At 72.5% G+C, this 22,621-nt stretch carries 13 protein-coding genes; 11 read left to right on the top strand and 2 right to left on the bottom strand.

The features are described from left to right. Positions 1-131 precede the first annotated feature (131 nt). Positions 132-1,232 carry a citrate synthase 2 gene (locus BS75_RS17975; RefSeq protein ID WP_034088963.1) on the bottom strand — a complete coding sequence of 367 codons (1,101 nt, stop codon included), beginning with the start codon at positions 1,230-1,232 and terminating at the stop codon, positions 132-134. 459 nt (positions 1,233-1,691) lie between these two features. Between BS75_RS17975 and pdxH the strand changes: the two genes are divergently transcribed. From pdxH to fxsT (BS75_RS17945), 6 genes are all read left to right on the top strand, one after another. Further along, a complete protein-coding gene (pdxH, locus tag BS75_RS17970; RefSeq protein WP_034093276.1) occupies positions 1,692-2,315 on the top strand; it encodes a pyridoxamine 5'-phosphate oxidase in 624 nt (207 codons plus the stop codon). A 280-nt stretch (positions 2,316-2,595) separates the two neighbouring features. Further along, a complete protein-coding gene (locus BS75_RS17965; RefSeq protein ID WP_042438173.1) occupies positions 2,596-2,790 on the top strand; it encodes a hypothetical protein in 195 nt (64 codons plus the stop codon). Beyond that, complete coding sequence (locus BS75_RS17960; RefSeq protein ID WP_231607818.1) at positions 2,787-5,129, top strand: FxsB family cyclophane-forming radical SAM/SPASM peptide maturase; 2,343 nt, start codon at positions 2,787-2,789, stop codon at positions 5,127-5,129. The genes BS75_RS17965 and BS75_RS17960 overlap by 4 nt, the downstream gene beginning before the upstream one ends. Before the next feature lie 73 nt (positions 5,130-5,202). Continuing rightward, positions 5,203-5,910, top strand: coding sequence for a TIR-like protein FxsC (locus BS75_RS17955; protein ID WP_052069515.1), 708 nt, complete (start codon positions 5,203-5,205; stop codon positions 5,908-5,910). Positions 5,911-5,942: 32 nt separating this feature from the next. Continuing rightward, positions 5,943-7,208, top strand: a complete 1,266-nt coding sequence (locus tag BS75_RS17950; protein ID WP_034088961.1) for a toll/interleukin-1 receptor domain-containing protein — start codon at positions 5,943-5,945, stop codon at positions 7,206-7,208. After that, a complete protein-coding gene (gene fxsT / locus BS75_RS17945; protein ID WP_034088960.1) occupies positions 7,205-11,239 on the top strand; it encodes an FxSxx-COOH system tetratricopeptide repeat protein in 4,035 nt (1,344 codons plus the stop codon). Before BS75_RS17950 ends, fxsT (BS75_RS17945) begins: the two co-directional genes overlap by 4 nt. Positions 11,240-11,303: 64 nt before the next feature. Here fxsT (BS75_RS17945) and BS75_RS17940 read toward each other — a convergent pair whose 3' ends face one another. Beyond that, positions 11,304-12,278, bottom strand: coding sequence for an alpha/beta fold hydrolase (locus BS75_RS17940; protein WP_034088959.1), 975 nt, complete (start codon positions 12,276-12,278; stop codon positions 11,304-11,306). A gap of 1,098 nt (positions 12,279-13,376) precedes the next feature. Between BS75_RS17940 and BS75_RS17935 the strand changes: the two genes are divergently transcribed. The 5 genes from BS75_RS17935 (at position 13,377) to fxsT (BS75_RS17915) (ending at position 22,603) form a co-directional block, all read left to right on the top strand. Continuing rightward, a complete protein-coding gene (locus tag BS75_RS17935) occupies positions 13,377-13,562 on the top strand; it encodes a hypothetical protein (RefSeq protein ID WP_034088958.1) in 186 nt (61 codons plus the stop codon). A 27-nt stretch (positions 13,563-13,589) separates the two neighbouring features. Then, the gene (locus tag BS75_RS17930) at positions 13,590-16,067 is read left to right on the top strand and encodes an FxsB family cyclophane-forming radical SAM/SPASM peptide maturase (RefSeq protein ID WP_034088957.1); all 2,478 of its coding nucleotides are present in this window, start codon (positions 13,590-13,592) and stop codon (positions 16,065-16,067) included. Then, on the top strand, positions 16,068-16,874 hold the full coding sequence (locus BS75_RS17925; RefSeq protein WP_034088956.1) for an aminoglycoside N(3)-acetyltransferase: 807 nt from the start codon (positions 16,068-16,070) through the stop codon (positions 16,872-16,874). A gap of 126 nt (positions 16,875-17,000) precedes the next feature. Continuing rightward, positions 17,001-18,566, top strand: coding sequence for a TIR-like protein FxsC (locus tag BS75_RS17920; protein ID WP_052069514.1), 1,566 nt, complete (start codon positions 17,001-17,003; stop codon positions 18,564-18,566). Further along, entirely contained in the window at positions 18,563-22,603 is a 4,041-nt protein-coding gene (gene fxsT / locus BS75_RS17915; RefSeq protein WP_081982412.1) for an FxSxx-COOH system tetratricopeptide repeat protein, read from the top strand. Before BS75_RS17920 ends, fxsT (BS75_RS17915) begins: the two co-directional genes overlap by 4 nt. Positions 22,604-22,621 lie beyond the last annotated feature (18 nt).

Below are 22,621 nucleotides of genomic sequence, written 5' to 3'. Positions count from 1 at the left end.
TGGCTGCCGCCGGCCCGGAGCGGCCGGGTCCGGCCAATGAGACACGAACGGGGTCAGTGGGACACGAACGAGGGGGCGTGCGGACGGTCGTCTTCCGCTCCGCACACCCCCACGCACCACCCGGTCGGGTGCTAGCGCGCGATGTCGTCGAAGCCGGTGACTTCCTGCGGGCTGCGCGGGCCCGGGCCGATGTAGCGGGCGGCGGGCCGGACCAGGCGTCCGGTGCGCTTCTGCTCCAGGATGTGGGCGCTCCACCCGGCGGTGCGGGCACAGGTGAACATCGAGGTGAACATGTGCGCCGGGACCTCGGCGAAGTCGAGCACGATGGCGGCCCAGAACTCCACGTTGGTGGCCAGGACGCGGTCGGGGCGGCGGGCGTGCAGCTCCTCCAGCGCGGCCTTCTCCAGGGCGGCGGCGACCTCGTAGCGGGGGGCGCCGAGCTCCTGGGCGGTGCGGCGGAGCACGCGGGCGCGCGGGTCCTCGGCGCGGTAGATCCGGTGGCCGAAGCCCATCAGCCGCTCACCCTTGTCCAGGGCGTTCTTGACCCAGGCGGTGGCGTCGCCGGTGCGCTCGATCTCCTCGATCATGCCGAGCACGCGGGAGGGGGCGCCGCCGTGCAGCGGGCCCGACATGGCGCCGACCGCGCCGGACAGGGCCGCGGCGACGTCCGCGCCGGTCGAGGCGATGACCCGGGCGGTGAAGGTGGAGGCGTTCATGCCGTGCTCGGCGGCGGACGTCCAGTAGGCGTCGATGGCCTTGATGTGCTTGGGGTCGGGCTCGCCGCGCCAGCGGATCATGAAGCGCTCGACGATGGTCTGGGCCTTGTCGATCTCGCTCTGCGGGACCATCGGCAGACCCTGGCCGCGGGCGGACTGGGCCACGTAGGAGAGGGCCATGACGGCGGCCCGGGCGAGGTCGTCGCGGGCCTGCTCGGGGCTGATGTCCAGCAGCGGCTTGAGGCCCCAGGCCGGGGCGAGCATGGCGAGCGCGGACTGGACGTCGACCCGGATGTCGCCGGAGTGGATCGGCAGCGGGAACGGCTCGGCGGCCGGGAGGCCGGGGTTGAACTTGCCGTCGACCAGCAGGCCCCAGGTGTTGCCGAAGGAGACGTGGCCGACCAGCTCCTCGATGTCGACGCCTCGGTACCGCAGCGAGCCGCCTTCCTTGTCGGGCTCGGCGATCTCGGACTCGAACGCTACGACTCCCTCAAGCCCGGGGACGAAATCGGACATAAAGGCGGCTCCTATGAAATCGACGTCGGTGACTGTGGTGTGGCCAAGTCGTCGGCTGTGTGTGCGCTCCGCGCGGTTGCGCGGCGCGCGGTGGCGCGCGTGGATGATGCTTCGTTGCATGGCACGCAGTGTCAGGGTGGCAGGCACTGGGTGCATTGCGCCAGAGGACAACGCGGTGATCCCCCGCACGGGTTCGGCCCGGGCCCGGAGGCAGGATATCTCTCGATATCAAGATTGTCGCCCAGGGTGGTGCATCGTCCCTGGTGGCGGCCGATGCGGCGGCCCGGTACGGCCGGTTCCGGGGCCGCGGGACCCTGCTCGGGGGCCCGGCCGGAGGAGGATGATGGTGGCGTGCACTCCTCCGACCGCGCCCTCACCGCGCCCTCCGCGCCCACCGCCCGCACGGCCACGCCGGACGGCGCCCCCGCCCCCGCCGCGTCCGCCGTCGACGTCTCGGGCATGCGCCGCCACTACAGCGCGGCCGGGCTGGTGGAGGCCGACCTCGCCGCGCATCCGATGGACCAGTTCGCCCACTGGCTGGCCGAGGCGACGGCGGCCGGCCTGGACGAGCCCAATGCGATGGTGGTCTCCACGGCCGACGCCGACGGGCAGCCGAGCGCCCGCACCGTCCTGCTCAAGGGCTACGACCGGCGCGGATTCGTCTTCTACAGCAACTACGGCTCGCGCAAGGGCGACGAGCTGGCGGCCAACCCCCGGGTCGCGCTGCTCTTCCCCTGGCACCAGATCGCCCGGCAGGTGACCGTCGTCGGCCGGGCCGAGCGGGTTCCGCGCCCGGAGACCGAGGGATACTTCCACAGCCGTCCGCACGGTTCCCAGCTCGGCGCCTGGGCCAGCGAGCAGTCCCGGCCGGTCGCCTCCCGGGAGGAGCTGGAGCGGCGCTACGCCGAGCTGGCCGTGCTCCACCCGGAGGGCGAGGAGGTGCCGGTGCCGCCGTACTGGGGCGGTTACCGGGTCGTCCCGAGCGCCGTCGAGTTCTGGCAGGGCCGGGAGAACCGCCTCCACGACCGGCTCCGGTACCGGGCGGAGGCGGGCGGATGGGCGGTGCAGCGACTGCAGCCGTGACCCGGGCGGCGGGGCGGCCTGCGGTCCGGCGTTGAATTCTGGCCAAGGGCCGGGCGCCAGAAGGTGCTTACCGGTCCTTTCGCGCTTTCCCCACGGCGGGGGTCTTGCGGCTCGGCCTGTCCCCGTGGCGACAATGTGACCAGTACCACGAAGCGCCGGGCGGGGTGCGCGCGCGGCAGGGCAGGTCCTCGGCGGCAGGACACCGGGGAAGCCGGAATCGGTGCGGGCATCCACGGCGGCGACCACGGGGATTCGCTGCGTGCGGAAGGCTGGACATCTGATGAACTCACCCGAGATGCGTGTGCTCACCCGGACCGGGCCGACGGGCGGTGGACGGCCCGGGACCCGGGTTCCGCTGGCGCTCATGGCCGCCGAGGGCGGGCCGCTGCTGACCGCGATGCTGGAGCGGGCCGCCGCGACCGGCCGCGCTGCGGAGAACACGGGAGTGGCCGCGTTCGGCTCCTCGGCCAGGTGACGCCGGACCTTCGCCCGATCGGCGGGCCGGTGGTTCCGCTGCGCCAGTTCGTGCTGAAACTGCACAGCCGGTGCGACCTCGCCTGCGACCACTGCTACGTGTACGAGCACCAGGACAGCAGCTGGCGCGGGCGTCCCGGCGCGGCCTCGGACGCCGTGCTGCGGGCGGCCGCGGCCAGGATCGCCGAGCACGCCCGCTCCCACGCGCTGCCGGTGGTCTACGTCGTGCTGCACGGCGGGGAACCGCTGCTGGCCGGGCACGAACTGCTGCGCCGCGCCGCCGAGATCCTGCACCGGGCCCTGGACGGCGTGGCCGAGCTGGACCTGTGCGTGCACACCAACGGGGTGCGGTTGGACGAGGCGTTCTGCGAGCTCTTCCTGCACTACGGGATCCGGGTCGGCATCTCCCTGGACGGCGACCGCCGGGCCAACGACCTCCACCGCCGCTACCGCAACGGGCGGAGCAGCCACGCCGAGGTGATGCGGGCGGTCCAGCTGCTCAAACGCCCGCGCTACCGCCACCTCTTCGCCGGACTGCTGTGCACCGTCGACGTCCGCAACGATCCGCGCCAGGTCTACGACGCGCTCGTGGAGCTGGCGCCGCCACAGCTCGACTTCCTGCTGCCGCACGCCACCTGGGACCGTCCGCCGCTGCGCCCGGAGGGGGTGCGGACCCCCTACGCGGACTGGCTCCGGGTGGTCCACGAGCGCTGGGAGGAGGACGGCCGGGCGGTGCCGGTGCGGATCTTCGAGTCGCTGCACCAGGCGCTGGCCGGCGGCCGGAGCCGGAGCGAGTCCTTCGGCCTGGAGCCGGTCGACCTGGTGGTCATCGAGGTCGACGGAACGCTGGAGCAGGCCGACTCGCTGAAGACGGCCTTCGACGGGGCTCCGGCCACCGGCCTGGACGTCTTCGCCGACTCCTTCGACGAGATCGCGGCCCATCCGGGCATTCTGGCCCGGCAGCAGGGCCTCGACGGGCTGTGCCGCCAGTGCCGCGACTGTCCGGTCGTCCGGGCCTGCGGCGGCGGCCTCTACGCGCACCGCTACCGCTCCGAGCCCGGCGGCGGAGGCTTCGACCATCCGTCGGTCTACTGCGACGACCTGCTGGACTTCATCGGCGGCCTGGAGGCGGCCGACGCGGCGCGAACGGCGCGGCGGACCGGGCCGTCCGGCACGGCGGCGCCGGTGCACGCCCTGGTCCTCCGCGAGGAGCAGTTCGCCGAGCTGGCCCAGGGGCCCGGCAGCGCCGAAGCCGTGCAGGCGCTGGCGGAGAGTCAGGGGGAGCTGAACCGGGGCCTGTTGGCGCGGGTCATCGGCCTGTGCCCCGACGACCAGGTCCCGCGGCTGCTCACCGCGTTGGACGCGCAGGCTCCGGCGGCGCTGGACGCGGTGCTGGCGCAGCCGTTCGTGCAGTACTGGCTGCGCGGCTGCCTCGACCTGCCCGGCGGATTCCGGGGCGCGGACGTGGAGGCCGCCCTGGCCCGGACGGCCGCAGCGGCGGTGCTCCACGCCGGTTGGCACCGGCCGGTCCCGGTCCCGGTGCGCCGGAACGGCGTGCTGTCCCTGCCGACCTGGGGCCGGGTGGTCTTCGACCGGATCCCCGGGGACCCGGTGCCGGTGGACCTGCCGCCTTCGGCCGATCCGGCGACGGCGCTGGCGGACTGGGCGGAGCGGGTGGGCGGACGCTGGGAGCCGCTGCGCCGGCTCGTGGTGGACGGGACGGTCGGTGTCGCCCTGGAGGACACCGATCCGGCCGCCGGGATGCTCCCGGTCGAGCGTCCCGACGAGTCCGGATTCGCCGCCTGGGAGGCGGCGCTCCGGGAGGCCTGGCGGATCGTCGGGGCGAGACTGCCGGCCTACGCCGGGGGTCTGGCCGCAGGGCTCCGCTCGATCGTTCCGCAGCGGCCGGGGGCGCCCGGCGAGGAGGTCAGCGGCACCCCCCGCTACGGCTTCGGCGCGGTGGGCATCGCGCGGCCGGTCTCGGCCGAGCGGCTGGCGCTGCTGCTGGTCCACGAGCTCCAGCACGTGAAGCTGGACGCGCTGCTGGACCTGGACCGGTTCTGCCTGCCGGACGCGGAGGTGCTGATCCCGGTGGGCTGGCGTCCCGACCCGCGCCCCCCGGAGGGCGTGCTGCAGGGCGTGTACGCGCACCTCGCGGTGATGGACTACTGGATGTCGCGGGCGCGGTCGGACGCGGACCCGGACGCGCTGCGGCGGCACGAACGCCTCCGGAGCGAGGTGACCGCGGCGGCGGAGCAGTTGCGGGGCTCCCGGGCGTTGACCGACATCGGCTCGCAGTTTCTGGAATGGATCGAAATGCGACTCAAGTTGACAGATTAGTAAGACAGATGATGGTACGTCACGTCACGGTTCAGCTAGGATCTGACTCGATCGGGCTGAGTCGGGGGTGCGGATGGGCACGAACGCGGGCGAGGATCGCGGTCCCTACTTCTTCCTGAGCCATGCGCATCCGCCTGCCCCGCCCACGCGCAGGCATCCCGCGCGCGGGCCGCGCGGTCCGGTGGAGCGCCTCTTCGAAGCGCTCTGGGACCATCTCGGGGAGATGGCCACGCCGCTGGCGAAGGACGCCGACATCGGCATGATCGACAGTCGGATCTGGCTGGGCGAGGACTGGCAGAACCGGCTGTCGGTCGAACTGGCCCGCTGCAAGGTGTTCGTGCCGGTGCTGTCGCCGCGCTTCTTCGCCAGCGAGTGGTGCGGCAAGGAGTGGTGGGTCTTCGAGCAGCGGGTCGCCCGGGTGGAGGGCGTCGAGACCGACACCAAGGCCATCGTCCCGGTGCACTGGATCCCGTTCGGCGACCTGCCGGTGCCCGAGATCGCGAGCAAGTACCAGTTCTGGGACGTCGAGTTCCCCGAGTCCTACGAACGGCTGGGCCTGTACGCCCTGTTGGCGCGTCCGGACCTGTGGGAGGACTGCGACCGGTCGCTCTGGCTGCTGGCCGAGCGGATCAGGCGGGTCGCCCGGAGGACGGTCACCGAGCCGGGCGAGCCCATGGACGTGGCCGCTGCGAAGAACCCGTTCGAGCCCACGGCCGACAGGTTCGAGCACATGCTGAGCGGCCCGGCCGGCGCCCCGCCCCCGGTGCCGGACCTCGGTTAGGGAAGCGGATGGCCACGGACGGAGTCGGGTAGATGGCGTGCCCTGCGGTTCGGTCGCCCCTGGTCTACCTGAGCGCTCCGCGCCGGCACCGGGGCAGCCCCTGGCTGGAGCGGTTCCACGGGGACCTGGAGCAGCGGGTGGCGTACTGGTGGGGTGCGTCCGGCGTGCCGCCGCTGGTCTTCCTCAGCATCGCGGACCGGGTCCCCGAGGAGGCGGAGAAGCAGCGGGAGGAGGCCCTGGCCGAGTGCCGGGTGCTGGTGCCGCTCTACTCGGCGGCCTACTTCGAGGACGTCCGCTGCGGACGCGAGTGGTGGTACGCCGCCCGGCCGGAGGCCGGACCCCGGCGGATCGTCCCGGTGCTCTGGGAGGCGGTGCCGCGCGCGCTGCTGCCGCCGGACGCCCGCACGCCGCCGACCGACCACGCGCAGTTGGGCGAGCGCTATGCCCGGTACGGGCTCTCGGCCCTGATCAGGCTCAGCTACTGGGAGCAGCAGTACCTCCGGGTGGTGGACGGGGTGGCGCAGCAGTCGGTCGCCGCCGGCCGGAGCGCCCTCCCGCTCGGCCGCGTCGGGCCGAAGGCCGGCGGCCCGGTGGGACCCGACCTCGCCGCCGGGCCCGGCACGTTCCCGGTCGCGCCGGACGACCGGTCGACGGCGGAGGTCCGGGTGCTGTTCCTGACCTCCCCGGAGGGGGACTTCGAGGGCCGGGTCCCCTACGGGGCGCTGGGCTCCCCCCGCGAGGTCGCCGCGCTGGTGGCCCGGCAGGCGGCCAGGAGCGGACTGCGGCCGGTCGTCGAGGAGTTCGACCCGGCCACCGGGGCCGTCGTGGCGGGCGCGCCCACCGTGCTGGTGGTCGACCCCCGGGCGCTGCGCAGCAGCAGCCGCGCCGACGCCCTGTGCAGGGCGCTGGCCGACTGCGACGTCTCGGCGCTCTCGGTGCTGGTGCCCTGGGAGCAGGCGGCGGATCCGCAGAGCGGGCGGGTCCGCGCGGACCCCGTCGACGCGCTGCTGGTCCGCGCCGTCGACCTGCTGGAACCCTGGTGGGGCCGGTTCCGCAGACAGTGGGGGCAACCGCTGTACGTGGTCGCCGACGAGCACGAGCTGGAGCGGCAGTTGTCCGCCGAACTACGGCGTGTCGCCAGCGCGGTGGAGCCGGAGCAGGCGAGCCTCTCCAGCAGGGGCACAGGTCTCGGCCGGCTGTTGGGCCCGCTCGCAGGAACCGACCAGGGACGAAGGCAGGACGCCGGGAGAACCGGGCAGACCGACCAGACCGCAGTAACAGCAGAGGAATCACCATGACGGACAACGGCCGCAACGGACACGTCATCACCTTCTACTCCTACAAGGGCGGAACCGGGCGGACCATGGCGCTGGCCAACACCGCGTGGATCCTCGCCGCTTCGGGGAAGAAGGTGCTGGCGGTCGACTGGGACCTGGAGGCGCCCGGCCTCGACAGCTTCTTCCGGCCGTTCCTCGACCCCAAGAAGCTCGACCACTGCACCGGGGTCATCGACATGATCACCGAGTACAGCGACATGTTCTCGCGCCGCCGCTGGTCGCAGAGCGAGATCAGTGAACTCATCCCGCAGTACGCCTCGGTGGCCCGGCACACGGTGGAGCTCGACTGGGCGCACTTCCCTCCCGGCGGCAGCCTGACCTTCGTTCCCACCGGCCACATCGACCAGCGCTACTCCAGTGCCCTGGGCAGCATCAAGTGGGACGACTTCTACGAGAAGCGCAACGGCGGCCAGTTCTTCGAGGCCATGCGCGAGGACATGCGACGCGAGTACGACTACATCCTGATCGACAGCCGCACCGGTCTCAGCGACAGCTCCAGCGTCTGCACCACGGACCTGCCGGACACCCTGGTGGTCTGCTTCACCCTGAGCAGTCAGGGCATCGACGGGGCCTCGCGGATCGCCAACTGGATCCTCGACCGGAAGCGCCCCCGGCCGTCCCGGATCCTGCCGGTGCCGATGCGCATCGACGAGGGCGAGCTCAAGAAGGCGGAAGCGGGACGGGAGTTGGCCCGCCGCAAGTTCGCCAGGATCCTCGACAACCTGGCCGAGCCCGATCCCGGCGAGTACTGGGGATCCATCCAGTTCCCCTACAAGCCCTTCTACGCCTACGAGGAGATCCTGGCGACCTTCGGTGACGCGCCCGGCGTCAGCGGCTCGCTGCTGGCCGCCTGCGAACGACTGACGGACGTGATCACCCGGGGCGAGGTGACCGCGATGCCGCGGATGGACGAGGCCCTGCGCAAGCGCGGGAGCGAGGGCTACACCCGGCAGCACACCGTCGCCTCGGGCCTGCACCTCGCCTACGCGCGCGAGGACCGCAACTGGGCCGAGTGGATGATGGACGTCTTCCAGACCAGCGGCTACCAGGTGACCAGCACCGAGATCGGGACGGACTGGGTGGAGAGCCTGGAGGAGGACCGCCTGGTCGACGGCGCGCACCGGGTCGTCGCCGTCCTCTCCAGGTCCTTCCGGCGGTCGGCCAGGGCGGCGGCCTTCTGGCAGCGCATCGTGGCCCGCAGCCAGCTGTCCGGGACGATCAGGCCGCTGGCGGTGCGGGTCGGCGACGTCCAGCTCGACCAGGTGTTCAGCGGCGTCGGCGAGAGCGACAGCAAGCTGGTCGACCTGGCCGGACTGAGCAGCACGGCGGCGGCCCAGACGCTGCTCCGCGGAGTCGACGCGGACCGCCGGGGGCTGCCGACCGAGAACATGGGCGTGACCGCCCGCTTCCCGGCCAGCCAGCCGCAGATCTGGAACGTGCCCACCCGGAACCGCACCTTCACCGGCCGGATCGAGGAGCTGGACCGGCTGCGGGACCAACTCCAGGGCGGGCAGCACACGGTGCTGGTGCCGGCCGCGCTGCACGGCCTCGGCGGTGTGGGGAAGACCCAGCTCGCCAAGGAGTACGCGCACCGCTACCGGTCCAGCTACGACCTGATCTGGTGGATCTCGGCGGACCAGCCGGAGATGGTGGCCGACTCCCTGGCGGAACTGGCCCGCGAGATCGAGCGCCGATCCGTCGTCACCGGTGCCAACGCGGGCGGGCTGCCCGGCGGGACGGGGGTCACGGTCTCCAACGTGACGACCGTCGCCGCCAACGCGGCCGTGGATGCGCTGCGCCAGGACCGTCCGACCGCGCGCTGGCTGCTGATCTTCGACAATGCCCGCGAGCCCGCCGATGTCAGTGCCTACATGCCGAGCGGCGGCCAGGGGCAGGGCCAGGGCCACGTGATCATCACCTCGCGCAACCACGCCTGGGGGGACTACGCCCAACTGGTCCCGGTCGACGTCTTCGAGCGCAAGGAGAGCACCGACCACCTGCGCGGCCGGGTTCCGCAGCTCACCCTGGAGCAGGCGGACCGGGTCGCCGAGCGGTTGGGCGACCTCCCGCTGGCCGTCGAGCAGGCCGCCGCCTACATGGACACCACGCACATCCCGGTCGAGGAGTACCTGCGACTGCTGGACGGAAGGCTCGGCGTCGCCTTCGACCTCGGCGCGGACGGCGAGAACCCGGACTCGGTGAAGGCCACCTGGCAGGTGTCGATCGAGGCGTTGCGGGCGACCTCCCCGGCCGCCGCCCGGCTGCTGGAGATCTGTGCCCACTTCGGCCCGGAGCCGATCGCCCGGACCCTGCTGCGGACCGACGCCCTGCGTCGGCACCTGGAGCAGTTCGACCCGACGATCATCGACCCCAGCAGCTTCAGCACGGTGTTCGAGCAGATCGGCAAGCTCTCGCTGGCCCGGATCGACACCGGGGACGACAGCGTCCAGATGCACCGGCTGGTCCAGGCCGTGGTGCGGGACTCGTTGTCCGCCGAGCAGCGCGAGCAGACCCAGCACCTGGTCCACCAGTTGCTGGTGAACGCGCGCGAGCGGATCGAGGGCGAGGTCGACGAGGACGTCAACCGCTTCCGGATGGAGCAGATCTGGCCGCACCTGATTCCCTCCCGGGCGGACCGCTGCCTGGAGAAGGACGTGCGGCAGCTGATGCTGGACCGGGTCCGCTACCTGTGGCGCAGCGGCGACCATGCCGCCGCCCAGGTCCTGGCCGAGGACCTGAACGCCCGCTGGACCGCGTCGGCGGCCGAGCAGGAGCCGGACTGGGTCACGCTGCGGCTGCGCACCGAGCTCGGCAACGCGCTGCGGATGCAGGGCCGTTACCAGGAGTCGCTGCGGCTGGACCAGGACACCCTGCGGCGGCAGACCGAGATGAACGGCCAGGGGCACGTGCACGCACTGATGACCGCCGGGAACCTGGGCTCCGACCTGCGGGCGCTGGGCCGGTTCGCCGAGGCGCTGGAGCTCGACGAGCAGACCTACGCGACCATGCGCACGACGCTGGGCCAGTTCAGCAGCCGCACCCTGCTGATGGCGGGGAACCTGGCCGTGGACCACCGGCTCGCGGGCAACTACTTCCAGGCACTGGAGATCGACACCTCCACCGCGCAGGGGTGGTCCAGGAAGCTGGGCCCGGGGCACCGGGAGACCCTGCGCTCCCAGGGCCTGCTGGCGCGGGACACGCGCGACCTCGGCAACCTGCTCGACGCGCTGGACCGGCTGCGGCTGCTGAAGGAGCGCGGCGACGAACTGCTGGGCGAGCAGGACATCGACGCCCTCGCGCTGACGCGCAGTCTGGCCGTCTCCATGCGCCTGGTCGGCCGGGCCGACGAGGCGCTGCTGCTGAGCCGGGCGACCTACAGCACCTACAAGGCCCAGTACGGCGACGGCCACCCGGAGACCCGGCTCTGCCGGCTGGGCCACGCCGCGGACCTGTGGGCGACCGGGCAGGCCGACGCCGCCCTGGAGCAGGCCGCCGAGGTGCACCGGGAGTATCTGCGCGACCTGGGGGAGGAGCACCCGAGCACCCTCGGCGCCGCGGACAACGTGGTGGTGTACCTGCGCGGGGCCGGCAAGAACCCGGCCAGGCTGCAGGAGGCGCTGGAACTGGGACGGCGGACGCTGTCGCTGCTGGTCCGGGTGCTGGGGGAGAACCACCCCTTCTCGCTCTGCTCGATGGCCAACCTGGCCAACATCCAGGGTGAGCTGGGCCTCTACGAGGAGTCGGAGGCCGGCGCGCGCCGGGCGACGGAACTGCTGAAGGCGCGCTACGGCGAGAAGAACCTGGACGCGCTGGTCTGCACCGCCAATCTCGCGGTCACGCTGGAGGACGCGGAACGACCGGTGGAGGCGCAGCGGCTGCGGATCGACCTGATGCAGGACCTGGCCCGCGCACTCGGCAACGGTCACCCGGACTACCTCCGGATCAGGGCGGGCAACCGGGTGAGCCGGATCCTGGAACTCCAGCAGTGGTGAGGAGGCGCGGGTGAACGGCCGGCCGGGCGTCCGCCGAGCGGCTGCCCGGCCGGGCGGGGCGGGGTCAGCCCCGTGAAACCGCCCAGGTGAGCACGTCGGGCAACCGGGTCAGCGCGGTGAAGTGGGCGAACGCCTCCTCGACCACCACCGTCGCGTGGTCGATGTGCCGTCCCAGCCAGCGGGTGTGGTCGGAGGGGGTGAAGTGGTCCTGCTGCCCGTGCCACAGCAGGGTCTTGACGGTGGGCGGGATGTCCTCGGGACGGAATCCCCAGTCGCTGGTCAGCGCGACCACGTCGTCGACCCAGCCGCCGGCCTGCGGGTCGTAGTGCAGGGCCTCGAAGACGGAGTCGCGCAGCTGCACCCGGATGCCGGAGTCGGCCACCACATTGCGGTCCGAGTCCTCCCACTCCTGGTTGAGCTCCTGGATCAGATGCCCCGGATCGCCGTTCTCCCCGGCGATCGGCAGCCGCCTGTCCTTGAGCAGCTCCTGGAACTCCTGGTAGGACTCCCGGCCGGCCCGCTGGTAGGCGGTGACGTTGGAGTCGACCATGCCCGCGTACCAGTCCAGGTCCTCGGCCTTCGGCGGGGCGAGCGACACCATCGCCACGACCCGGCGCACCCGGTCGCTGAGCAGCGCCGCCGCGGCCAGTGCGTGCGGACCTCCGCCGGAGCGGCCCACGACGGAGAAGCGATCCAGACCCAGGGCGTCCGCGATGCTCCCGACGTCGGCGGCGGCGTCCTTGACCCGGCGGTTGGCCTGACGGCTCGACTGGCCGTAGCCGGGGCGGTCGTAGCTGATCAGCCGGACACCGCGGCGGTACAGCTCGACCGGTCGGGGCACCGGGCCCAGCCTGCTGCCGGGGGTGCCGTGCATCAGGAAGACCGGATCGCCCTGAGGGTCGCCCCAGGTCTCGACCGCGAGGGTACGCCCGCCCGGACCCGCGACGGAGTGGAAGCCGGGGGCCTCGGACCGGTCGGGGAGGACGGCTTCGCCGGTGCGCCCCTGCGCTGAACCGGCCTGGTGGGGCTCGACCCTCATCGACGCCTTTCTCTCTGCGCTGGACCGATCGGCGCGTGGAGGGCAGTCGTCGTGGTTCGCGGGGAGGAGGTACTGCGGGGGACGCACCGGAGGCACCATTGTGGTGGACGCCTGGCTGCTCAGAGTGGCACTCGGGGCGGGTGGTGCGGAAGTTCGCCCGATCGTGTGGATCTGCTCGCCCATGCGTCCCACTCCGGTCCCAGCCCCCTATGTGCGCCGCATGCGCCCGCCCGGTGGTGGATCGCATCAACATACGAGCTGGCAGTCATATATGATTGGTAGTCAGAAATGGATCGTGGCAGGACCTCGATTATGCCGTCGTCGGCTGCCGACTGTCGAGGGTCTGCCCAGGAGTTGGCCGTAACGGGTCGGGTCCCGTCGCGAGCCGATTGGATGCCGACGGCTCGCTGGACGTTCCTGCTCCGGACGGACCCGGTGGCACGCGGTGCCGTACGGCTCCCGGGCGGTCCTCCCCGGGGCCGTCCCGGGGCGGCGGCAGCGGTCGGGCGCGGGCCGGAACGGTCGGGCCGGTCGGCCGGGGAATTCGGCGGATGCGGGGAATGAGGCCCGGCGCACCGGGGCGGGGGGCGGGGCCCGGCGAAAGCGGGATTGCTCCGCCCGGGGGCGGGTCCGGTCGGACCCGGAAATCCCGACAATGCGTCGTCTGCGAGTCGCTCGAAAAGCAGCCGGAATTCTCGGCTCTCCGGCGCGTGCCGCCGGAGTTCCGGCCGGAAATCCTGGACGCGGCTGCCGGGGGATCGCCGCGGAATGTCCGCCGGGTCTTCGTCCAGGGCCTTTGTCCGCCGCGCGGCCACGGGGGCGCGGGACCGGCCGCTACCGGTGGCGTAGCTCCGTTCGGCCGAACGGCCGACAGCCGTCTACTCGAACGGCCCAACTGTGCTGGTCCTCCGTTCGAGTGACACCGAATCGGAAGGGAAGAGGCGTGCGCCACGGAAGCCGCAGCCGACGCGATGGGTCGGCTCGAGTCATGGTCATGCGCGACCGGTCCCGGTGTGTCTAGGATTCGCGCCAAGGAGCGGTATGCGCGCGTCGAGCGGCTGATCCTCTCCAGCTTCCCCCTACCCAAAGGATGACGCCGTGAACCTCGTTCTCCAGACCACTGTTTCCCGTACGGTTATCGACGCGCCAAAGAAGGGCCGCCGCCGGTCGCTGGACCAGATGACCGGGCAGGACGCCTCGGCCCAGCGCTCCATGGCCGCTCGCGTTCTCGCGGAGAACCCGGCGGATCGGCTCGCCGTCGCCGGTTTCAATTCCTCCATCTGAAACCGGCCACAGGAAAAACGAAAATTCATGGAAGCCTCCTCGGTGCCCTTCCGTCAGTTCGTGCTGAAGGTGCACAGCCGCTGCGACCTCGCGTGCGACCACTGCTACGTCTACGAGCACGAGGACACCAGTTGGCGGGGCAGGCCCAAGGTGGCCTCCGAGGAGGTGCTGGCGCGGACGGCGGAGCGGATCGCCGAGCACGCCCGCGGCCATCGGCTGGACAAGGTTCATGTCGTCCTTCACGGCGGAGAACCGCTGCTGGCCGGTCCGGCACTGTTACGCCGGGCCGGCGAGCTGCTGCACAAGGCGCTGGACGGCGTCTGTGCGCTGGATCTGCGGATCCACACCAATGGGGTCCAACTCAGTGAGCGCTACTGCGAGTTGTTCCTGGAGCAGAACATCGCCGTGGGGGTCTCGCTGGACGGCGACCGGGCCGCCAACGACCTGCACCGCCGCTACGCCGACGGGCGCAGCAGCCACGACCGGGTGCTGAGCGCCATCGAGCTGCTGAATCGTCCCCGCTACCGCCCGCTCTACGCCGGGCTGCTCTGCACCGTCGACGTGCGGAACGATCCGGTCGCGGTCTACGACGCGCTGGTGGAGCTCCGCCCGCCGCGGATCGACTTCCTGCTGCCGCACGCGACCTGGGACACCCCGCCGCTGCGCCCCGAGGGCACGGCCACCCCCTATGCGGACTGGCTGCGCGCCGTCTACGACCGCTGGGACGCCCAGGGCCGGCCGGTAGCGGTGCGGATGTTCGACTCGATCCACAGCACCCTTCGCGGCGGACCCAGTCTGACCGAGTCGCTCGGCCTGGACCCGGCCGACCTGGTGGTGATCGAGACCGACGGGACGCTGGAGCAGGCGGACTCGTTGAAGACGGCCTTCGACGGGGCCCCGGCCACCGGCTTCGACGTCTTCGCCGACGACCTGGACACCGCCGCCCGGCACCCGGGCATGATCGACCGTCAGGGCGGGCTGGCCGGCCTCTCGGCCGCCTGCCAGGAGTGCCCGGTGGTGCGCTCCTGTGGGGGCGGGCTGTACGCCCACCGCTACCGCACCGGTTCGGACTTCGACAACCCCTCGGTGTTCTGCGACGACCTCTACGCGTTCATCACCGGGGTCAGCCAACGTGAGCAGCGGAGGGAAGCACCGATGGCCGTCGAGGACGAGCGTTCCGTCGAGGACGAACTGACCGGTACTCAGTTCGACGAGCTGGCTGCCGGATACGGCAGCGCCGAAACAGTCAGGGCACTGACCGAGCTCCAGCTGGAGCTGAACCGCCAGCTGCTGGCCGAGGTCTGGAGCGGGGCCGAGCCGACCCCGGCCGACCGGACCGCCTGGGCCCGGGTCACCGAGCTGGACGCGGCTGCCCCCGACGCCCTCGACCAGGTGCTGGCCCACCCCTACACCCGCTCCTGGGCCGCCGCCGCGCTCCGGATGGACGGCTCCGGACCGGCCGTCGACCTGGGCGGGATCGCCGAGATCGCCGCCGCCGCGACGCTGCGGGCCGGCCAGGGCGAGCCGGTCGCGGTCCCGGTGCGCGGCGGGCTGCTGCGGCTGCCCACCCTGGGCGTGCTGCGGCTGGAGGGCGCGCGCGAGGCGCTGGTCGCGCCCGACGGCGCGGACCGGTTCACCGTGGACTGCGACGGCGAACGGCTGCGGCTGCCGCTGCCCGGAGACGCCGCGGAGGGCGCCGCCGCGGACCCGCGCTGGCTGCCGCTGCGCCGGGTGGCGCTCGGACCCGGGCTGAGCCTGGCACTGGACGACACCGACCCGCTGCGGGACCGCTACGGGGTCGGGCACGCGGCGGCCGGGCGGCTGGACCGGGCCGAGTACCGGGCCTGGGCCGAGGGCCTGGCCGGGGCCCGGCGGCTGATCGAGCGCGCCCTGCCGGGCTACGCCCCCGGGCTGGCCGAGGGCCTGGCCGTGGTCACCCCGCTGGTCCAACTCCCGGGCGGGCGCGGCAGCAGCGCCGCCACCCGGCACTCCTACGGTGCGGTCGGCATCGCCCGCCCCCCGGCCGACGACCTGCTGGCACTGCTGCTGGTGCACGAGTTCCAGCACGTCAAGCTGGGTGCGGCATTCGACCTGTACCAGCTGTTCGACCCGGCGCACGAGCGGCGCTACCGCGCCCCCTGGCGCCCGGACCCGCGTCCGCTGGAGGGGCTGTTCCAGGGCACCTACGCGCATCTGGGGGTCACCGAGTACTGGCTGTCCCGGGTCCGCGACCACCGCGCCCAGGGCAGCCCGGATCCGGTGCTGCGCCATGCCGAGGAGGAGTTCGTCCGCTGGCGGGACCACACCGCCGCCGCCGTGGAGACACTGGCCGGTTCCGGTGCGCTGACCGGACTCGGGGCACGTTTCACTGTCGGAATGCGGGCGACGGTGGGACCGTGGACGAAGGAGCCGGTGGGCCGCGGCGTCGAGGCTGCGGTGGCGGAACGCGTCGCCCGGGACGAGGCGGTCTGGGCCGGCGAGCACGGTGCGGCCGTAGGGGGCTGAATGAGCGGGGCGATCGGCGGGACGCAGTTGCTGCGGGAGCTGCGGGAGTTGGGAGTGACCGAGGGCGGCGTGCTGCTGGTGCAGGCGTCGATGCGGAGGCTCGGCCCGGTCCGGGGCGGCGCGCGGACGGTGGTGCAGGCGCTGCGGCGGGCGCTCGGTCCGACCGGCACGCTGGTCGCGTACACCGGCACGCCGGAGAACTCGCTGAGCTCCCGGGCCCACCGGGAGGCCACGGCCGGCCTGGACCGCGGGGCGCTGGAACGCTTCCTGGCGGCGATGCCCGCCTTCGATCCGGCGACCACACCCAGCTCGCCGACGATGGGCGCACTCTCCGAGGAGGTCCGCCGCACCCGCGGGGCCCTGCGCAGCAGCCATCCGCAGTGCTCCTTCGCCGCGGTCGGCCCGGAGGCGGCGCGGATCACCGCCGTCCACCCCCGCTCCTGCCACCTCGGCGAGGAGTCACCCATCGGCCGCCTGTATGAACTCGGGGCCTCGGCCCTGCTGCTGGGCATCCCCAGTTGGCTGCTGAGCCCCTACCACCTGGCCGACTGCCGACAGCCGGAGCCGCCCACCCAGCTGTACCGCTGCCGGGTCGCCGGGCAGGACGGGACGGCCGAATGGGCGGAGTTCGAGGGAATCCGGTTCGACGACCGGCACTTCCCGGAACTGGGCTCGGCGGTACGGCAGTCGGTGAAGTTCGGCGAGGGCTGGGTGGGCGCCGCCGAGTGCTTCCTGGTGCCGGTGGCGCCCGCCGTGGACGCCGCCGACCGCTGGCTCCGGGAGCGCCGGAATTTCCCGCCCCACTGACGCACGGCCCCAGCAGGTGTTCAATGGTTCTTGCACAAGGCATGGTTGACGCTCAGTCAAACACCGGGTCGAATGGGCCGGTACATGACGCATGGCGGCTGTGCCGGCGGATCGGGGGAGGCGCGGGTGGCCGAGCGGGCTGGACGGGACGAGGACCGGCCGTACTTCTTCCTCAGCTATGCGCACACGCCGGTGTACGGTGCGGCCGGCGAGCCCGACCCGGACATCTGGGTGGACAAGTTCTTCAATGATCTGCGCCGGCTGATCGTGCACTTCGGCGACCTGCCGAGCACGCCGGAGATCGGCTTCATGGACCGGCAGATGCGTCCCGGCGAGCCCTGGCCGGATGTGCTCTCGGACGCGCTGGCGCGCTGCCGGGTCTTCGTCCCGCTGTACTCCCCGCGCTACTTCCGCAGCGTCAACTGCGGCCAGGAGTGGTACGCCTTCGAACGCAGGCCGGTGTACCTGCGCAAGGCGGACGCCAACCTGACCAGCGGGGTGGTGCCGGTGCTGTGGATCCCGCAGGACGTCGACAGCCTGCCCGAGGTCGCCAGCCGGCTCCAGTACAAGCACCCGGGTCTGGGCCGGGGCTACGCCGACGAGGGCCTGTTCGCGCTGCTCAAGTTCGGCTACCTGCACGAGGCCTACGAGATGGCCCTGTACGGGATCGCCAAGCGGATAGTCGAGGTCGCCAAGCAGGCGATGATCCCGATCGACACCGAGCAGCAGGACTACCCGAGCCTGCCGAGCGCCTTCGAGACCCAGGACAAGGGCCGGGAGCTGCGGATCTCGGTGCTGGCGGCGGACCGGTCGGTGCCGCTCCCGGGCCGGTCCGACGGCTCCTGCTACGGCGACCGCCCGGTCGACTGGCAGCCCTACCGTCCGGGCCCGGACGAGGGCCGGACGCTGGCCGAGCACGCCGCCAGGGTGGCCCGGCAGCTGGACTTCCAGCCGAGCATCCACGCCTTCGAGGACACCGCCGAGGAGTTACTGGCGGCGGTCGAGCCCAAGGCCCCGGAGCTCCTGCTGTTCGACCGCTGGGCACTGCTGAACCCGGAGAAGCAGCGGCTGGCCCGGGAGTTCGACCGGGTGAACCCGCCCTGGGTGAGCGTGATGGAGCCCTGGTGCGAGAACGACCCGGACCGCGCGACCGGCGAGGTCGAGCTCCGGGGACTGCAGGCGGACACCTTCCGGTCCAGCCGGAGGGGGTTGAAGCCCTCCTTCCACAGCACCACCGAGCTGCCGACCCTGCGCTCCTTCTCGGAGGAGCTGCCCCGGGCGGCGCAGCGGGCCATGCACGCCTACGAGGAGCACCGCCGGCCGCGTTCCCCGGCCAAGAGCGGGTCCTCGTCCCGTCCGAGCCTGCGGGACGCCAGACCCGACCCCTCGCGCGGCGGGCAGTGGCGGGCGGTGCCGCCGGGGATGCCCGGCTTCGGCCTGCCGGCCACCGGCGCGGCGGACGCAGGCCCCACCGACTACGGAGCCACCGACTTCGGACCCACCGACTACGGGCCGACCGACTACGGGCCGACCGACTTCGGGGCGGTCGACCCGTTCGCGCCGGACACCCCGGAGCACCTCCCCCCGTCCCACTCGTCCGCTCCGGACCCACCCGTCCGGCGGCCCGACCCGCGCATCGACCACGACGACCCCCGGCAGCAGGACCATGGACCCGGCGGAGGAATGCCATGACTGAGCACCGTGCAGCGGACGACCACGGGACGACGGACGGACCGGACGCGGAACGCGTGAACGGCGAGGCGGCGACGGCGGAGGGAGTCCGGTCCGGACCCGAGTCGGCCGCCCGCCCCGACGATCGCAACGGACGCATCATCACCTTCTACTCGTACAAGGGCGGCACCGGTCGGACCATGGCGCTGGCCAACACCGCCTGGATCCTGGCCTCCAACGGCTTCCGGGTGCTGGCCGTCGACTGGGACCTGGAGGCGCCCGGTCTCGCGCGCTTCTTCGAGCCCTTCCTGGCGCCCGAGGTGCAGGCGGCGACCAGCGGCGTGATCGACCTGATCACCGAGTACCGGGAGGAGGCGCTGCGCGGCCTGGAGCGCGGCCCGGAGTGGTACCGCGAGTTCGCCCGGGTCCGCCCGCACGCGGTGCCGCTGGCCTGGCAGTGGTTCGAGCCCGGCGGCAGCCTGGACTTCCTCTCGGCGGGCCGGCTGAACAGCGACTACTCGGCCACCCTGGCCAGCATCAACTGGGACAAGTTCTACGACGACCTGGACGGCGGGCAGTTCTTCGACGCGCTGCGCGACGACATGCGCCGCAACTACGACTACGTGCTGATCGACAGCCGGACCGGGCTCTCCGACATCGCCGAGATCTGCACCGTGCAGATGCCGGACGACCTGGTGGTCTGCTTCACCCTCAGCAACCAGAGCATCGACGGCGCCTCCTCCATAGCCCAGCACATCGCTGACCGCTACCACGACCGGAACATCCGGATCCTGCCGGTGCCGATGCGCATCGACGACGGCGAGAAGGAGAAGGTCGACGCCGGCCGGGCGCTGTCCCGGGTCCGCTTCGACGGGTTGCCGCAGGGCCTGAGCGGCGAGGAGCTGACCCGCTACTGGGGCGCGGTCGAGGTCCCCTACCGGCCCTTCTACGCCTACGAGGAGATCCTGGCGACCTTCGGCGACCAGTCCGGGGTGCCCACCTCGATGCTCTCCGCCTTCGAGCGGCTGACGGCGGTGCTGACCGACGAGCGGGTGACCGCGCTGCCGGCCATCCCGCAGGACACCCGGCTGCGCTATGTCGACTCGTTCACCCGGCGCCGGCCGCCGGTCCTGGCCGACCTCTACCTCTCGTACGTGCCCGAGGACCGGATGTGGGCCGACTGGATCGAGAGCGTGCTCAAGGGCGCGGGCTTCCGGGTGCTGCCGCGCGACGTCTCGGCCGGGTCCGACCCGCGGGCCGAGGCGGAGCGGTCGATGGACGCCTCCTACCGGACGGTGGCCATACTCTCGCCCTCCTACGTCCGCTCGCCGCAGGCCCAGGCCCTGTGGGAGTCGGTGGCCAAGTCGGATCCCTCCGGCACCAGGCGGCAGTTGATCCCGGTCCGGGTCGGCGACGTACGGCCCACCGCGCCGTTCAGCAACCGCAACTCGGTGGACCTGGTCCGGATGGAGGAGGCCCCGGCGGCGGCCGCGCTGCTGCGCGCGCTGGGCCGGTCCGACCTGGCCGCGGTCGAGCACCCGGTGGGCAGCGGCCCCCGGTTCCCGGGAACCCGGCCGCGGATCTGGAACGTCCAGTTCCGTAACACCTCCTTCACCGGCCGTGCGGCGGCGCTGGAGCGGCTGCGCAGCCAGCTCGGCGGCGGCACGACCGTGGTGCTGCCGCCCCCGCAGGCCCTCTACGGCCTCGGCGGCGTCGGCAAGACCCAGGTGGCGCTGGAGTACGCCTACCGGTTCATGGCCGACTACGACCTGGTCTGGTGGATCGAGGCCGAGCAGCCGGACCGGGTGGCGCTGTCGCTGGGCGAGCTGGCCAAGAAGCTCGAACTCCGGGTCGGCGACAATGTCGCCGAGGCCGCCGAGGCGGCGCGTGACGCCCTGCGCCGGGGCAGCCCGATCGACCGCTGGCTACTGATCTTCGACAACGCCGACGACCCGGCGAAGATCGCCCGTTACTTCCCCGGCGGCTCCGGCCACATCCTGGTGACCTCCCGGAACCAGGCCTGGTCCAACCACGCCGAGCCGCTGGAAGTGGACGTCTTCACCCGCAGCGAGAGCATCGAGCACCTGTGCCGGCAGGCCAAGGGGCTCAGCCGGCAGGACGCCAACCGGGTCGCCGAGGCCGTCGGCGACCTGCCGCTGGCCGTCGGCCTGGCCGCCGCCTGGCTGAACACCACCGGCACGCCGGTCGACGCCTACGTCGCCCAGCTGCAGCAGGAGGCGGTCCGGGCGCTGGCGCTGGCCCAGCAGCCCGCCGACTACCCGCACGTCTTCGGCGTCGCCTGGAACATCTCCATCGAGCGGCTGGCCCAGCAGGCCCCGGCCGCGGCCCGGCTGCTGGAGCTCTGCGCCTACTTCTCGGCCGACCCGATCTCCATGGACCTCTTCTACCGGGACCAGATGATCAAGGTGCTGGTCGGCTACGACCCGGACCTGCGCGACAAGTTCATGCTGGGCAAGGTGATCCAGGCGATCGGCCGCTACGGGCTGGCCAAGGTCGACCCCGGCAGCAACACCTTCCAGGTGCACCGGATGGTCCAGGCGGTGATCCGGTCCAAGCTGAACCCCCTGCAGCAGGACAGCACCATGCACGAGGTGCACGACATCCTGGTGGGGGCCAGGCCGGCCGTCGGCGACACCGACGACCCGGAGAACTGGCCGGCCTTCGAGCGGATCTGGCCGCACCTGGCCTCCTCCCGGGCCGAGGAGTGCGACCAGGCCGACACCCGGCAGCTGCTGCTCGACCGGGTCCGCTACCTGTGGAAGCGCGGCGAGCTGGACGCCGCCGAGCAGTTGGGCAACGAGCTGAACCGGCTCTGGGTGGCCAAGCTCGGCGAGGACGACCGGCAGACCCTGCTGCTGCGCTTCCACATGGCCAACGTGCTGCGCAGCCAGGGCCGTTTCGCCGAGGCGCTGACCCTGGACCAGGCGACCCTGGACAAGCAGCGCGAACTGCTCAGCGCCGACCACCCGTACACCCTGATGACCGCCCGCGGCCTGGCCGCCGACCTCCGGGCGCTCGGCCGGTTCGCCGAGGCGCTGGACATCGACAAGGAGATATTGGACAAGTTCAAGGAGCAGTTCGGCGACGAGGACCCGCAGACCCTGTCCACGGTCAACAACCTCGCCATCGACTACCGCTTCACCGGCGACTACGAGGCGGCCCGGCAGCTGGACCAGGAGACCCTGGACCGCCGCGTCGCCGTGCTCGGCCCGCGCCACCTGTACACCCTGACCACCAAGGCCGCGCTGGCCGAGGACCTGCGGGCGCTCGGCGACTACCGGGGCTCGGTGGAGCTGCTGGAGGAGTTCCAGGAGGAGTACCGGGCGGTGCCGGTGATGGACCTGCCGACGCTGCGCTACGCCAAGAGCCTCGCAGTGGCCCTCCGCAAGGCCGGACGCGAGGGCGAGGCGAGGCAGATCACCAAGGAGACCTACGCCCGGTTCCTGGACAACTACGGCGAGAACGCGCCGGACACCCTGGCCTGCGCGCTGAACCTGGCCGCGGACTACTCGGCCTCCGGCGACAAGGAGCTGGCCCGGGACTTCGCCCAGGAGGTCTACGACGGCTACCTGGCCCAGCTCGGCCCGGAGCACCCGTTCACCCTGGCCGTCGCCGTGAACGTCTCCATCTACCTGCGCGACAGCGGCCAGGCCGAGGAGGCGGTCGCGCTCGGCGAGCACACCACCAGCACCCTGGAGCGGGTGGTCGGCCCGGACCACCCGTTCACGCTGACCTCGCTGCTCAACCTGGCCAACTCGGTGGGCGAGGACGGCGACCTGGTCCGCTCGGAGGAGCTGGGGCGGACCGCGCTGGCCGGGCTGGTCGCCCGGTACGGGCCGACCCACCCGGACGTCGTGGTCTGCGAGGCCAACCTGGCGGTGACCCTGCGCGCCTCCGGCCGCCGCTCGGAGGCGCAGGAGCTGCGCGGCCGGGTGATCGAGGAGCTGATCCGGCAGCTCGGCGACGAGCACCCGGCCACCCGGGCCTGTCGCGAGTGGCGCCGGCTCGGCCGTTCGCTGGAGATCCAGCCGGTCTAGTGCGGTCGGCCCCGCCCC

This window comes from Streptacidiphilus albus JL83, assembly GCF_000744705.1.
Classification (GTDB): Bacteria; Actinomycetota; Actinomycetes; order Streptomycetales; family Streptomycetaceae; genus Streptacidiphilus; species Streptacidiphilus albus.
This window is presented reverse-complemented; position numbering and strand designations above follow the sequence as displayed.

Excerpts from the sequence above, each read along its gene's own strand:
- fxsT (WP_034088960.1), top strand. The coding sequence starts at position 7,205 with ATGACGGACAACGGCCGCAACGGACACGTCATCACCTTCTACTCCTAC.
- pdxH (WP_034093276.1), top strand. The coding sequence starts at position 1,692 with ATGCGCCGCCACTACAGCGCGGCCGGGCTGGTGGAGGCCGACCTCGCC.
- BS75_RS17975 (WP_034088963.1), bottom strand. The coding sequence starts at position 1,232 with ATGTCCGATTTCGTCCCCGGGCTTGAGGGAGTCGTAGCGTTCGAGTCC.
- BS75_RS17930 (WP_034088957.1), top strand. The coding sequence starts at position 13,590 with ATGGAAGCCTCCTCGGTGCCCTTCCGTCAGTTCGTGCTGAAGGTGCAC.
- BS75_RS17950 (WP_034088961.1), top strand. The coding sequence starts at position 5,943 with ATGGCGTGCCCTGCGGTTCGGTCGCCCCTGGTCTACCTGAGCGCTCCG.
- BS75_RS17955 (WP_052069515.1), top strand. The coding sequence starts at position 5,203 with ATGGGCACGAACGCGGGCGAGGATCGCGGTCCCTACTTCTTCCTGAGC.
- BS75_RS17925 (WP_034088956.1), top strand. The coding sequence starts at position 16,068 with ATGAGCGGGGCGATCGGCGGGACGCAGTTGCTGCGGGAGCTGCGGGAG.
- BS75_RS17965 (WP_042438173.1), top strand. The coding sequence starts at position 2,596 with ATGAACTCACCCGAGATGCGTGTGCTCACCCGGACCGGGCCGACGGGC.
- fxsT (WP_081982412.1), top strand. The coding sequence starts at position 18,563 with ATGACTGAGCACCGTGCAGCGGACGACCACGGGACGACGGACGGACCG.
- BS75_RS17940 (WP_034088959.1), bottom strand. The coding sequence starts at position 12,278 with ATGAGGGTCGAGCCCCACCAGGCCGGTTCAGCGCAGGGGCGCACCGGC.